We start from the raw sequence: 12,509 nt of genomic DNA on the forward strand, positions 1-12,509 counted from the left end.
ATGAAAGGCCGTCCCGTAAAGGACGGCGACCCACCGTGGCTGCGGTGTTCCCGTCGAAATTCTGGGAACCCTCAATGAAAGGCCGTCCCGTAAAGGACGGCGACACACCCATTGTCAAAAAACGCTGAAGGTCAATAGCATCCCTCAATGAAAGGCCGTCCCGTAAAGGACGGCGACATGAGAAGTATGCGAACACGTCGTGCCCGTACCATTTGCCCCTCAATGAAAGGCCGTCCCGTAAAGGACGGCGACCAGCCGAATGGCGCGCCGGGCGTTGCAACCGTGCGGCCCTCAATGAAAGGCCGTCCCGTAAAGGACGGCGACTGGGGCTGAAAAACAGCACCAGTGAACAGGGTAAATCCAGCGCTTCGCGAGCGCGAAGACGATTCTACAAGACGTTGCACTTCAAAAATCATCCACTATTGAGTTCTCGATTTTGAGCAGGCGATTCACCGCGCGAGCGTAAGCCGGGGTTTGCGTGACACCGGCGCGCTCGTAGCTTAGCCGCCAATTCTGCTAGAGAATCAGTGCGTCATTGTCTGCCACCTCCCGCGACTTTCCAAGATACCCAAACTTTGTTTCGCTCAGTTCCGCTACTCGACCTAGGTCGCAGAAAAGAATGGAATCCTCGCCCGGCTCGATAATCGTGTTCAGGCGGGACTTTACTTGTAGAAGTCGGGCGGGTGAGATATCCACAACAAAGACGCTGTATTGCACCCGGTCTCCGAATTCTGACAGTGCATCAGCGACGCGTGTGCGTCGACGATCATTGATGATGTCGTAACAGATAAGCGTTCGACGTGTATCGTCCCGGCTCATCGAACCCTCACGCCTTCGTAGGATGGTTGGGATCCGGTGATGACGCCGAGCACCATCCTGGCCTGGATTTCTATTACCCGACGCCATGTCGCGTCGTAGCCAAAAAGGGGATGGCGAATGCTTGTCTGTACTCGACGTTCGAAGGCCGCAATCACTTTTCTTCTTGCCTTGTCGCGAAGGCGAGCGGCCCCGTTGATATGGGTAAAATCGCTAGCCTTAATCTCGCGTCGATTCACAAGAGAAAGCACTACAGAGTCAGCCAGCGGGGCTCGAAACTCCTCCATGAGATCCAGAGCGAGTGCGGGCTTGTTACGGCCGCTACTATGCAGGAAACCCGCGTGCGGGTCTAAACCGCAGCTGAGGATTGCTCGGAGTACTTCCGCCCTGAGCAAGCCATAGCAGTAATTCAGCAAGATATTGAGCGGATCGCTTGCACCACGACCATGCCGTCCTTTCCACTGCCAACCAAGAGCTTCCATTTGTGCTGGGCGCAACATCGACCCGAATTCATGAAAATACTGTGCAGCGGCATCTCCCTCGATCCCAAACAGCTCTGGTATGTCTGCGGCCGTTGCTGCGCGCTCTGCCTTGGCCTGCAGATATCTGACTGCGTCAGGTGCGTCGCCGTTCCTTCGTAGCAGAGTAGCCTGATTCCAAATCTTCGCTTGGACCATTCCACGCGCAATCGGTAGACAACCTCGACTGCTCAGGACATGTTGCTCCACACGAGCTCCGCCATTGGGGCCGTCGGCGGGTTTTGAGAATCCGTAGACTCGTCCTGTTGAAGAACACCACACGACCGGTACGTTGTCCCAGAGGAGATTACGGTGCAAGGCGCTAGAAAGATCGATGTTGCCATGGACTACAACTCCATGAACCCGGGCGAGTGGGGCATCTGCAAGTCTCTCACCGGATTTTTCTACGAGGACCCTTCCTTTGCGAATACTGGCGCGGGACCCCTGCACGGTGAGGTGTAGTACCTGACCATCGGGGTCAGCAGCATGGATGCGTCGCCTCGCGTTCCCACCGTGATGTTCATCGGGTAGGCAGATAGAAAAATGGGAGCATCGGGAGCACCGTTCATCGTCGAGAAGCGGAATAGGCGCATGCGCGGCATCAACGATCGCTCGAGTGCGTGCGATCGTTTCGGCGGCGACCTGGCTGTCGTCGTCAGTAAGCTCCACCTCGACCCGTCGACGGTGATCGGTGAAATATATCGACTGCTCGATTACTTCAAAGCCCGCATCACGCAAACACTCGCGTTGCAGCGCCAGTTGCAGACGATTCGCCGGGGTTACCTGGGCCTTACGTCGAACAGGGGTTGCCTTATGCTCGACTAGCCCCACCTCATTGCCCTCGAATATCTCGACTACGTCAGCTTTTCCAACGATGCCGAGACGCTCCGAGCGCAAGGGATAAGACGTCAAACGGTGTGTGCGTGAGTGAGCTACGGTGTCGACCGCTTCGTGAGCGTTATCCCCGGCCTGCATCTGATACGTCAGCGTTGACTCGCCATTTGCCTCCAACCAGGCCCTTCTCTCGCAAAACGCAGTATGAAGGACGAGGCTAATCGGCAAGAAGTCTTCTTCCCGTGTCACAACAGGCGGACCTTTCCGCTTTCGAAGTAGCGCTCTGGCGCTAAAGAGCTACCTCCGAGATGGACTCGGAACACAGCGGCTGCGGGCGCACCGAACTGCCGAAGCGCAGTAACCGCGCTGTCGTGTAGCAAACTCTCCGGAGTTCGACCGATTTCCTCGGCACCAAAAGCGTTGACCACGGACGCCCACTCCTGAGAGAGCACAATGCTTTCGAACCTCTCGGGGGTCAAAGGAATGGTTGGTACGGGAAGCACGGCTACCTTAGTGTGCAGCGCTGTGTCCGGATACGCACACGGAGTGAGCGTCATTTGCTGTGCGCGTGCGCTCACTGGAAATTGTCCGATACCGATGAGCGCTGCAAAGGCAAGGGCCAAGTCTGTCCGTGCCGGGGGAGTAAAACCCGAAGGCGTTCTGGAAGCATCTTCACCGAACGGATCTTCAACGCGCTGGCCTGTCAATCCGGCCAGAATATCCTTGGTATCCCAATCGCTCAGGGCCTCGACATATTTGAAGAGCTTCTGCGAGACGAACTCTTCACCTTGATTGCGAGTCTTCATCTCCCACCGGGAGGCACCGTGATCAGGTCGAGGGTCTTTTCCGTCGAACCTCCAGTAAGCGGCTTCTCCCAGGGAGTGAATGAATTGCAACGCCAAGTGGTCATCATCAACGGACAACTTATCGAGAGCAGCGGTACGTGCTTGCTGATGTTTAGGCCAATCATCTGGGTTCTTGCGGGGATCAATTTGCTTGAACCTGGGGCTGAACGGGGAAAACTCGCCTACCGCATATTGGACTCGGATGCTCGTCCACCCCTGGTACCACGACTGGCTCAGGCGCTTAATCTCTATTGCGATATCCTCAGGAGCAATGTCCTCTGTTTCCAGGACGCCTCGGGGCGTTGGTTCGTTGTTCCAATGAGTGGTGACTACACCGTCACTCAGCGACCGTGCGAGGAGACTCAGCCCAGCAAGGGCGAAATGAGATAAACCGGAATATACATTCCCTGCAACTACGAGACTGTGTTTCATCGTCCTTCTCCTGAAATCTGCGCGTCCGCTGCGCGCTCGAGCGCTTCGCAAGCAGCCAGGGCGTAGGCACCGTATTCCCTTGTGAGCTTACGTACTTGGCTTTCCCACTGACCCTGTGTGAACAACTTCTGTGCGGTTGCGGATCCAACAAGGAGTTCTTCACCAACTTGGGGGAACAAGTCTCGTCCGCGGCCGTGGCTCGCGCCAACAATGTGTACAACCAGCTCGTCGACGCGCGCGTCTCCTTGGAGACGAAGGTCTTCAGCCATAGCTGCAGAGAGCTGTTCATGCCTCCACCCAACAGGCAAACCACTTCCAGCCTTTGCTCGCTGGATCTCTTGTCGGCTCCGGGTACGGCTCTTAGCCCATGGTTGGTCAAGATCGAGGTTTCCCAACATTCGCTGGAAGCGGGGATCGCGCTTGCCCTCGTCGTGAAGCAAGCTCGCTGTAACCACCCGGTCTGCAAGAGCTGGATTGACACTCAGGGAATCGCAGATAATCCGTGCCCGCTCAGCTACGTCAGTCTGGTGTTGAGTCAGGGAGGGTGGTGGGGTGTTTTTGTCCACACGAGGTGACCATTCCTGCACCGTCTCGGCATCAGTGCGCAGCGTTTGCGAATCCCGGCGGAGAATCCAAGCGGCAAGGTCGCCTCGCGGGTCCTCGATCGACGATGCAGAAACTTCGATACTCATGCCAGCTTCGGCGTCACCAGGAAAGCGGTCGTACCATAATTCCAGAAACTCAGCTGGGGTCATCGAGCTTGCTGCTCGGAAGAGATCGAGGTCAACGTCTTCCTCATCGGGCAAGTAAACGGTGACTCCGTCCGCTGGAACTTCATCTGGCAGTTGCTCGTCCTCAGCTGGAATCGTCAGCACGCCCTGCGTAGTGAACGGTAGCTGATCGCTTACGATGAGTGTATCGCCTGGCTTGATCTCATTCGGCTCGTCAAGGAGCTCAATGTCGCCCGCGCGATACACCAACAGCAACGTAGCTGCGTGCCGTTCCTCGCTGTCTTGCTGGAGCTTGACGGCGAGGTCTCTGACGGTAGATATCGACCCCGGGAAAACCTCTTCAGCTCGAGGTGGCAAAGCCTCAAGCAGTTCTACGGTTGCTTCCTGCGTTTGCGGGAGCTTTTTGCGCAAAACTACGCCAGCGGTAGGGGCTTCTGCTTCTAGAGAGTCCCGAAGCCAGAAATCAAGCTCGATCGGGTTCGCACGACGCTCAGCTGACTTCGCGAGTAGCTCGACATCTCGGTACTCCAAACGCTGATAGAGCAGTCGTGTAGGCGTTGTCGCAGGGGCCGGGTTCGAAGCGAGCAGCGCAGGATTTATGTCAGCGCCGCTTTCGAAGGCCGTAAGCCATTGGAAAGCGTCGTGGAGGTCGGCCCCTTGGTATGGTGCGAATTCTTTATTTGCCGCAGGCGGAGCAACCGGCTCAAGAATTGCTAGCTCAGATGTGTCGTATTTTCCGAGGCGGTTGACACGTCCGCTGCGTTGTTGAATTGCAGTAGCTGGAGCTAGTTCTGTCACCATGTATTGGAAATCAACGTCTACTCCAACCTCAAGAGTTTGCGTTGCAACAACGACGTCAACCTGCTTGTTTCCAGTAGGAGTAAGCACGCCCGGGTAGTCTTCTTCGAGTTTTTGGAGGTCAAATGGGCGCAAGCGGCCGACGAGGAGGATATACCGTACTTTCTTCCTCTTGAGCGCGTTGGCTACTTTGAGCGCCGTATCTACGTGATTCACGATGCAACCAATCGGACCGACGCGATTGTCTTCTTCCAGCCATGCGTGAATCTGCTCGAGTGCACCGTCCACTACGCCACGGTTTGCCTTCCTTCCATTCCACTTGGGGGTTTGGAGGTGTTTCAACTGCTTCGTCGCATGGAGCCTGCGTTGCAGGGCTGCGTCTCGGCTTGCATCGAGCGTATTGGGGTCTACCCCGATCACCGACAAATCTTCAGATTGGTTTGCGGGAGTTGCTGTCGTCTCGACGACTTGGAGCGCAGGGAGACCAGTGTCTGCACCAGCTAACTGAATTTCCCTGATTCGGCGTGCAGTGATTAACAGTTGACGGTTCAAGTGTGCCTCGTCGAGCACAATCACCGAGTCACTCGTGACAAGAGTAGTTTCTCTGGGACGAGCGTACCTCGTCGAACCATACCCCTGGAAGAGTGCGCGTGAACCCCACATGTCTGGTGTTGAGGCAATGACAGCACAGCTCGCAAGGTCACTTACCGGCAGTGACCGCGAGCTGAGCCCGCCGCGTAATACAGACACGATGCACGGCGTGTTACCGCCGACGGGTACCAGGCTACGTAATGCGTCTGCAACCTTGCGTACTACGTCTGGGTGGTTACCGTCATCGGTAGTGCTTTCTGTTAATGCCCGTTGTATCTCGAGGGCACGTTGGTACTGGTTGTCCACGAGGCCTCGACGATTCACCACTGTGTGTAATCTGCGTGGGACGCGCGGAGCTTCCCCTGCCACAAACAGGGCATTCGCGAAAATGTGGACGTCGACAACTGAAGATTTCCCTGCACCAGTTGGGGCCGCGATTTGGTCTGGCCATCGCCCGGTACGCACAATGTATTCGAGAAGCTCACACTGCCACGAAAATGGAACGTGTCCGTCGTTCATGGCGGCGAAAAACTCGTCGAAATTACTCAGAGTTAACTTCGTCATGGCTTTTCTCCTGGGATTTCTGACGAATTGAGGTTGATATCCAATGGGCGGAGGAGGCCACCGCCAAGGTGCCTGGATTGACCGAGCATGACCGCGGCCTGAGGGCCCGCGAGATCACCTAAGTCGAGCACCGCGCGGTAAGGCTGCACTGGGACGCTTTCGTGCGAATGATGCGCAAAGTCACGAACGTGCCGAGTAACTGCGTGTGTGTCGAGGGCAGAGACTCCCCTGCGCGCAGCCTGATCGCGGAGATCTATGTAGCGCGTTGGTCCGCTTCCGGTAAGGGTGAAGTCGTTCCGCCACACATAAGCTGCGGAAAGCAAAGCGGAATCGCCCAACGACCATTCGCTACCATTGCGGCGGATGCGTCGTACCTCAGGCACGATCGGCATCTCCGTTTCCCATAGCCGGTAGGCACCGGGTTCTGGAGCTGGCCAAAAGCGCGTTCCTGAGCGTGTCTCATTGGAAAACTGAATACGGATCTTGCCGAGGCGCCTTGACCAAAGCTCGCGAATATCCACTGCTCGCTGGACTTGGAGAAGCTCCTCCGGTGTTGCATCGGACGGCACGAAAAGTCCAAGAAGAGGGCCGTCCTTGTTCAGCAATTGAGCGAGACGTGGGGGCAGGTACTGGATTGCAAGCCGATTTGGAGGCTGTTTGATCCCGTCGTTGTACTTACCAGTGATGAGGGGTGCAGCGCCGTAGCCAAGGCGAGCGATGAGCGCTTTGTGCATGCTTAGCGCCAACGCGACGCGATCGCGTTTCTCAACCTCACGATCTAGCTCAAAGAGGTAGACGGTGCCCCATGGCGCGTCCTCGGGGAAGGGCTCAGCAGGCTCGTACCATGACTCCGCAATACCAATCTCGGTAGGGCGTTCACTGTGAGGGACTTGGCTTTTCTTAAAAGCGTCGCGTGCCAGCGTCGGTGGCTTCGCTGTGAAGCGCGCTCTGTGGTTAGCGAGCAAGGCGGCTGTACGTCCCTCTGCGGCAACCGGCCTGGCGAAAGCCTCCTTGGTGAAGCAGTTCGCAGTTGGGGATAACCATAGGTTGGGCGTAAAGCTCTGCGCACTTAACGCGACAACGCTATGGCTCTCCCCCAAGTAGGGCACGTCCTCAGCGAGTTGAGTAAGTGTAGCGGCGACTTCCTCCGGCACGTCGTGCCACATGTAGCCGTAGGAAGATTGCACTGCCACGCCATTTGAGATGGGACGGGCGTCAACTTTCTTTCGCATACTTTTGGAATCGAAGGTTCCGACGTCCCGGTACCCAATTCGCTGATTGCCTTTATTGAGGAGGCGAGTTTCCGGTTGATAGATCCCGTTGGGCGGGTGCTTTTCAAGCCACTGAAGAGCATCGAGTGATGCTTGGGAAGGTTCACCATCTTCCGAGAGGTGACCCTGGGCTGCAGCGCTAAGGAGGGCTGCGTGTAGCCGCAGAGGGGAAGGATAAGCCTCGACAGAACCATCACTTCGATGCCCGTAGTAAGTGCCCAACGGGAACGTTGCAGTCAACGCTAATTGGGGCATTTTGGTTATTCCTTATCTTCTGCGTCGTCCACCGCGCCGGCGATGATGGCAGGGTTTCCGATTACTTCTCGAACCTGCCCGTGCCAATCGGCAACCCCCAGCTTTTCGGCGTGCTCGAGCGCTGCCTTCAACAGGTCATCAGCAGCCTCGATGCTCAGTGGAGGCAGTTCCTTGAAATTGCCGTATCGCTGATCCAGCTTGACCACAGGAGCAGAAACTTCGACGAGGTCACAATTCGAGCGGTAGTAGAGTTCCTGCTCTGCCCTGGCGATGAGCGCCAGGCCAAGAGCTGCGATAAGAGCCCTTGCGGCGACGTTTTGTTCCGGGTTGTCGCCGAAGTTCAGCTGGCGTAGAGCAGTGAAGCTCATCACCCAGGATCGGATGATACGAGAGCATGACACGCCTCCGAGAGGATCCAGGGTCGGAGGAAGGGCCCCCACGCCCACTCCTGACCCGGAGAAAGTCTCGCCCTTCTTCGCGTTCTTAATCTTGGCGTTGATGTCTTCGAGCCTTTTCTTCGAAAGATCGTCTTCCTGACTAGCGATGATCTGCTGGAACGAGGAAGGGTCAAGATGGACAGCTGCGCCGACAGGGTCGACGCGAGCACCACTTCGAGCACCCTGCTGCTCACTGCCTGGGCGTGACTGGTCTGCGAGGATGCCAATGGTTTCCCCGGTGATAGACCTCCGTACGCGTACTTGGTTCGAGGGGCGTGTCGAGTCCCAGGCGCCAGCGAGGAGTGCGATTGGGGCAGTGTTAAGGATCGCGCGGTAATCCCTCGGCGTCGAATTCCTCATGTCGCGGTACCAGTCAGCTTTGGTGACTGGCTCTCCCTCGTAGCTGCTAGCGCGAATGTGCCCGTCGGCGAAGCGGTGGGGAAGTTCGATGTCTGTATAGCTCTCACTCCCATAGTGGACGAGGATGCGCGGGATGCGAGACAGTAAGGGGTCTCCACCCTCGATTGCTCGCGTAATGGCCTGCTCGCCGCGATTTGCTGCAGAAGGAATGCTGTCGATGATGACGGTTTCCGTGGGGGCACCGTCGATGAAACGTGGTTCGTAGCCGAAGCAGGGGGTGCTGCCATCAATGAACTTTGCGGGAGTGACCGAAGCGTGCGGGCCAGCAGCTGCGGAAAGTTCAGTGACAGAGGTAAGTACCGACGCGCCGCCGGGGGTGCAGGCGTCGAGCAAGTCTTGGAGCTGCATTGCAGTTCTTCCTTTCGAATTTGTGTGCAGTATGCGGCCTGTGGTGTTCGGGTGAACGCCTAGATTGAAGCCGTGGCCAATGATTTTGGCTCGCTTACAACAGTAGCACAGAATTAATTTATCGCTACGCGAATAGAGAGTAGCGTGAAAATGTGGACGGCCATGCGGCGAAGTGCTCGGCCCTTGGCTTCGCTACGCGTAGAGAGATCCTCAATGAAAGGCCGCATGGCTAGAGCTAGACTACATCGTTCCTCTGTGTGGCAGGGAGCTCTAGGTGTTTGCGGCTTTGAGGACTTCCTTCAAGCGTCTTCCGTGGTTAAGATGGTCAGCGCAGAAGCGAAATAGAAACGGGGTCTGAAAGATGGCTCATGAAGTGCACAGTGTAGATCCTTCCCTTACTGCACCAGACGTGCTGGCCCGTGCTGCGGAAAGCAGTGTGGAGGGTGCTGTTGCAGTGACGTCGATGGCTAGCAGCTGCGGGTTGGACGAGCTGCCAGCCTGGCTGAGCCTGAACGCTGCAGCATCCCTTCTTGGTTTGAGCGCCCTGCATGTTCGTTTGCTGGGGCGTGACGGGAAGGTGATGCTGCGGTCCACTCGCGATGGCGTTGAGGTGGAAACCGCCTCTGTGCTCTCTAGGCTCCCGGACACGATACGAAGCCGTGAGATCTTTGCGCGCCACGCCGCCCATCCTGATGAGCTTGTTGCGTCGGCAGTTGCATCGCTATCTGAATAACGTTATTTCCCATGGCTCTTCCAGCACGGCTCACAATTTACTGCGCGACACAAGACCTCAAACTTGAAAGTTGGGACAGCGCTGGGCCGATTGGCGGTGTATCCACGCAGGTAGAGCACCCCGTGCTCGAGCATGCTAACGCGATTTTTGCGCCGGACCGTGACTACGCCAAGGCTCCGGCAAAAATCAGCGGAGTGCGTCCCACCTGTTACAAAGTGAAGACTTCTCGGTACCGTGGGGTGGCCTTTATGGATCCGGACGGGCAAGTGTGGGTGGTTTCAGCCGGAATCCGAAAAGGCGTGGATCGTGACGATTTCTATCAGCGGTTTATGCGCCGCAGTGAGATTGACCCGCAGTGGTGGCTCCCTACTCCTGTGGATCGCGCATTGCTTGAGAAAGAGAAGAAAACAGATCGCCTACTTGCTTGGCGGAGACGCCTCTTTGATCAGGTTGAGTCTGCGATGGCACATTTCAAACACGAGGCATACGGCGGCTGCGCCGACCCCGTTTTCTCGGTGGATCTGAACGAAATTACACAGTTTTTGGATCTCTCTAGTCTCAACACAACTCTCCCCGCAGTGACAATACGGCTGATCTCCCTAGGCGAGGAAGAGTGTCTGGGTATCGAATTACAACTTGAGCAGCACCATGACGAAAGAACGCAATCTACTAGAGCGCCTCATGACCCATTTGGTTCACGCTCCTACATCCACGCTTAGCGTCGACGATCGACAAAACGAGGCCCTGAATGAGCACGCTAAACCCATAGAAGCAATTAGCGATCGCGATACTGCGGCCGCTCGAGATATTGCCAATCAGCACTTCAGCACAGCGCGCGAAATCCGGATGAACCTACTCCGAAAAGCTGCTCTACGAGATGCCACTCAGTAGAGATTCACAACCCTAAGATCCCAGATCCCGGACTACTCATACCAACGAGTCCCATGGCTCTATCGGACTGATCGGGTACCGCTCATCAACGGTAAAGCGTTGGCACACCACCTCGGTGTCGTCGTCAATATCAAGTGCTCCGATGTACTCCACAAACTCTGGCGAGCGCCAATAACGTTCATGCCCGGCACGCCATTCGCCGGCATCCGTGTAGCCCTCTCCCTCGGCAATGGCATGCTCGTCGCTCACGTCCGCCAGCCGACAAACCTGCACGTCGGCCGTACGAATGACGCACACCACGTTGTCATGTGAGTCAAGGACGGCCTCGAGGGCCTCCACTTCCTCATGCGGCTGATAGTCGTTGGGGTATTCAGCCAGCAAGGATGCTGTCGCAGTTTTCGTTCCATTCAGGATGGCGTTGACAAGAGCGTCACGGAGCGGGCCTGGAAAGGCGAACTCGCCACGAGGCAACTCCGAAATGGGTTCTACGGCGTCCCGATTCATACATTCATATTAGGCAGCGAGGCTCACCGTCCTTGGTATCGCACTGTTATACCTCGCAGTTCTTGGGTTTCCGCAGCCCTGAACAGTCGTTTTCCACTGGTCGTCTAGCTCGGTGGTTGTAGAAACAGACGATGAGCGTGGTGGTTTGGGTGTTTGACCCTCCACCCGATCCGGCCCTGCTTGCGTGTGCGACGAGGCTGGAGATTTGCGGCGCTTCTCGAACGTTTGTTTGCCATTTCCTCGTAAGCCAATGGGACATGTGGGATCGGTCGATATACTGAATGCAACCGCCAGCATGTGTTGTGAATATGCATGCGGAAATAGTGCAATAAATGCCGGTTTACCACTTGCGCATAGAACAGTCAGACGGGTATAATTAGGGGCACGAAACAACGGGAAAACAGGGAACACAACACTGGGGGTAGACCGTGGGCGAACCATACTTCCGCACACAGCGACCAGAAGATCCACTAAGCACGTTTAGTCAAGGCATTCGCGATATTTACTGGAATGCCTTCGGCCACTTCGCCACACCCGGAGCACACGTTGATGACGTCGACGTGGAAGTAGTCGCCATGAGGGAAGCAACCGGCTGGACTAAAAGCTCGGTTGAGCAAGCGATCTTTTCCCATGCACGTCTACAGCACTTACCGAAGCTGCGTGCCCTCCAGGCCGATACCCGTGTGATGGATCTGCAGCATTTACGTGCCATCGATACGGTGCTTGCCGAACTCGGGCCAGAGATTACCGATGAGGCGTATGCCGAATTCGACGAGATGTTGACTACTACGTTTACCCCAACCCGGCCTGGGCAACACACTCCACAAACCACCACGATTACCCGACGTATCCGGGAGATGATCAAACGCATCGACCCAACCTGCGCCTACCAACCAAAAAGGCGCCAACAGCGAATGGCGCAGGCACACGCGGCTGATGATGCGGTGACCTTTGAGGTGTCTGCACAGTCCGGCACAGTCAAAACACTGGTCACGTTGGCGACCAACCCGTTGACGGCACAGGTCGTGCGTGAGCACGTGTTGGCGACTGCACGTGAACACAAAACCTCCATGGCTGATGCAATGGTGAAACTACTTTCCGGGGAGATCACCCCAACGAAAACGACGCTGCATGTGTTTGTGCCGAAGGGTCGTGAGGTTGGTGGGCCAGCGTACGTACCAGGGGTTGGGGAACTGACTCCGGAAGCCACTGCAGTACTGGATGACCTGCTGGCGTCAGCGAAGGTCACCGAAGTGGATATGGAGGCAGAACTTCAAGCACATACGGATAGCTACACCCCGACCGAGGCAATGCGACGCGTTGTGTGTGCTCGTCATACGCATTGTGTGTTCCCGGGATGTAGCGTGCCGTCATTCAGGTGTCAGTTGGATCACCGGATTCCGTTTGGTCAGGGTGGGAAAACCACACCGGGAAACCTGTATCCGTTGTGTCAAAAGCACCACAACTTGAAAACCGATAAGCGTGGTTTCTACGTCCCGGATCCGGATACGGGTGAAATCT

General features: G+C 56.4%; 11 protein-coding genes and 1 CRISPR repeat array. Of the genes, 4 read left to right on the forward strand and 7 right to left on the reverse strand.

All coding sequences use genetic code 11. From position 1 onward, the window contains the following. Window positions 1-324: direct repeats of the CRISPR family, unit length 30 nt; unit sequence ATGAAAGGCCGTCCCGTAAAGGACGGCGAC. 192 nt (window positions 325-516) lie between these two features. Genes cas2 through cas7u form a run of 6 tightly spaced genes read right to left on the reverse strand, consistent with a single transcriptional unit; the run spans window position 517 to window position 8,860 of the window. Next, window positions 517-819, reverse strand: a complete 303-nt coding sequence (gene cas2 / locus HMPREF3104_RS08000) for a CRISPR-associated endonuclease Cas2 (RefSeq protein WP_070495100.1) — start codon at window positions 817-819, stop codon at window positions 517-519. Then, on the reverse strand, window positions 816-2,417 hold the full coding sequence (locus tag HMPREF3104_RS08005) for a CRISPR-associated endonuclease Cas4/Cas1 (RefSeq protein ID WP_070495101.1): 1,602 nt from the start codon (window positions 2,415-2,417) through the stop codon (window positions 816-818). The genes cas2 and HMPREF3104_RS08005 overlap by 4 nt, the downstream gene beginning before the upstream one ends. After that, window positions 2,414-3,445: a hypothetical protein gene (locus tag HMPREF3104_RS08010; RefSeq protein ID WP_070495102.1), complete on the reverse strand. Its 1,032-nt coding sequence runs from the start codon at window positions 3,443-3,445 to the stop codon at window positions 2,414-2,416. Before HMPREF3104_RS08010 ends, HMPREF3104_RS08005 begins: the two co-directional genes overlap by 4 nt. Beyond that, window positions 3,442-6,129, reverse strand: coding sequence for a type I-G CRISPR-associated helicase/endonuclease Cas3g (cas3u, locus tag HMPREF3104_RS08015; RefSeq protein ID WP_070495103.1), 2,688 nt, complete (start codon window positions 6,127-6,129; stop codon window positions 3,442-3,444). Before cas3u ends, HMPREF3104_RS08010 begins: the two co-directional genes overlap by 4 nt. Then, window positions 6,126-7,655 carry a type I-G CRISPR-associated protein Csb2 gene (gene csb2, locus HMPREF3104_RS08020; RefSeq protein ID WP_070495104.1) on the reverse strand — a complete coding sequence of 510 codons (1,530 nt, stop codon included), beginning with the start codon at window positions 7,653-7,655 and terminating at the stop codon, window positions 6,126-6,128. Before csb2 ends, cas3u begins: the two co-directional genes overlap by 4 nt. Before the next feature lie 5 nt (window positions 7,656-7,660). Further along, window positions 7,661-8,860 (reverse strand): type I-G CRISPR-associated RAMP protein Csb1/Cas7g, encoded by a 1,200-nt coding sequence (cas7u, locus tag HMPREF3104_RS08025; protein WP_070495105.1) that lies wholly within the window; start codon window positions 8,858-8,860, stop codon window positions 7,661-7,663. Between the two features lie 361 nt (window positions 8,861-9,221). Here cas7u and HMPREF3104_RS08030 point away from each other — a divergent pair, with 361 nt between their 5' ends. Genes HMPREF3104_RS08030 through HMPREF3104_RS12950 form a run of 3 tightly spaced genes read left to right on the forward strand, consistent with a single transcriptional unit; the run spans window position 9,222 to window position 10,484 of the window. Beyond that, the gene (locus tag HMPREF3104_RS08030) at window positions 9,222-9,593 is read left to right on the forward strand and encodes a hypothetical protein (protein WP_052205069.1); all 372 of its coding nucleotides are present in this window, start codon (window positions 9,222-9,224) and stop codon (window positions 9,591-9,593) included. An 11-nt stretch (window positions 9,594-9,604) separates the two neighbouring features. Next, window positions 9,605-10,312, forward strand: coding sequence for a hypothetical protein (locus HMPREF3104_RS12310; RefSeq protein ID WP_070495106.1), 708 nt, complete (start codon window positions 9,605-9,607; stop codon window positions 10,310-10,312). Further along, window positions 10,275-10,484 (forward strand): GntR family transcriptional regulator, encoded by a 210-nt coding sequence (locus tag HMPREF3104_RS12950; protein WP_168156367.1) that lies wholly within the window; start codon window positions 10,275-10,277, stop codon window positions 10,482-10,484. The genes HMPREF3104_RS12310 and HMPREF3104_RS12950 overlap by 38 nt, the downstream gene beginning before the upstream one ends. Window positions 10,485-10,520: 36 nt before the next feature. Here HMPREF3104_RS12950 and HMPREF3104_RS08040 read toward each other — a convergent pair whose 3' ends face one another. After that, on the reverse strand, window positions 10,521-10,988 hold the full coding sequence (locus HMPREF3104_RS08040) for an ASCH domain-containing protein (RefSeq protein ID WP_070495107.1): 468 nt from the start codon (window positions 10,986-10,988) through the stop codon (window positions 10,521-10,523). A gap of 428 nt (window positions 10,989-11,416) precedes the next feature. Between HMPREF3104_RS08040 and HMPREF3104_RS08045 the strand changes: the two genes are divergently transcribed. After that, the coding region (locus HMPREF3104_RS08045; RefSeq protein ID WP_168156368.1) for an HNH endonuclease signature motif containing protein at window positions 11,417-12,509 on the forward strand (1,093 nt) is incomplete at its 3' end.

It is taken from the genome of Corynebacterium sp. HMSC30G07 (assembly GCF_001806945.1).
Classification (GTDB): domain Bacteria; phylum Actinomycetota; class Actinomycetes; order Mycobacteriales; family Mycobacteriaceae; genus Corynebacterium; species Corynebacterium riegelii.

Bases quoted from the DNA above. Each gene is read 5' to 3' on its own strand.
- cas2 (WP_070495100.1), bottom strand. From the start codon at position 819: ATGAGCCGGGACGATACACGTCGAACGCTTATCTGTTACGACATCATC.
- HMPREF3104_RS08010 (WP_070495102.1), bottom strand. From the start codon at position 3,445: ATGAAACACAGTCTCGTAGTTGCAGGGAATGTATATTCCGGTTTATCT.
- cas3u (WP_070495103.1), bottom strand. From the start codon at position 6,129: ATGACGAAGTTAACTCTGAGTAATTTCGACGAGTTTTTCGCCGCCATG.
- csb2 (WP_070495104.1), bottom strand. From the start codon at position 7,655: ATGCCCCAATTAGCGTTGACTGCAACGTTCCCGTTGGGCACTTACTAC.
- cas7u (WP_070495105.1), bottom strand. From the start codon at position 8,860: ATGCAGCTCCAAGACTTGCTCGACGCCTGCACCCCCGGCGGCGCGTCG.
- HMPREF3104_RS08030 (WP_052205069.1), top strand. From the start codon at position 9,222: ATGGCTCATGAAGTGCACAGTGTAGATCCTTCCCTTACTGCACCAGAC.
- HMPREF3104_RS12310 (WP_070495106.1), top strand. From the start codon at position 9,605: ATGGCTCTTCCAGCACGGCTCACAATTTACTGCGCGACACAAGACCTC.
- HMPREF3104_RS12950 (WP_168156367.1), top strand. From the start codon at position 10,275: ATGACCCATTTGGTTCACGCTCCTACATCCACGCTTAGCGTCGACGAT.
- HMPREF3104_RS08040 (WP_070495107.1), bottom strand. From the start codon at position 10,988: ATGAATCGGGACGCCGTAGAACCCATTTCGGAGTTGCCTCGTGGCGAG.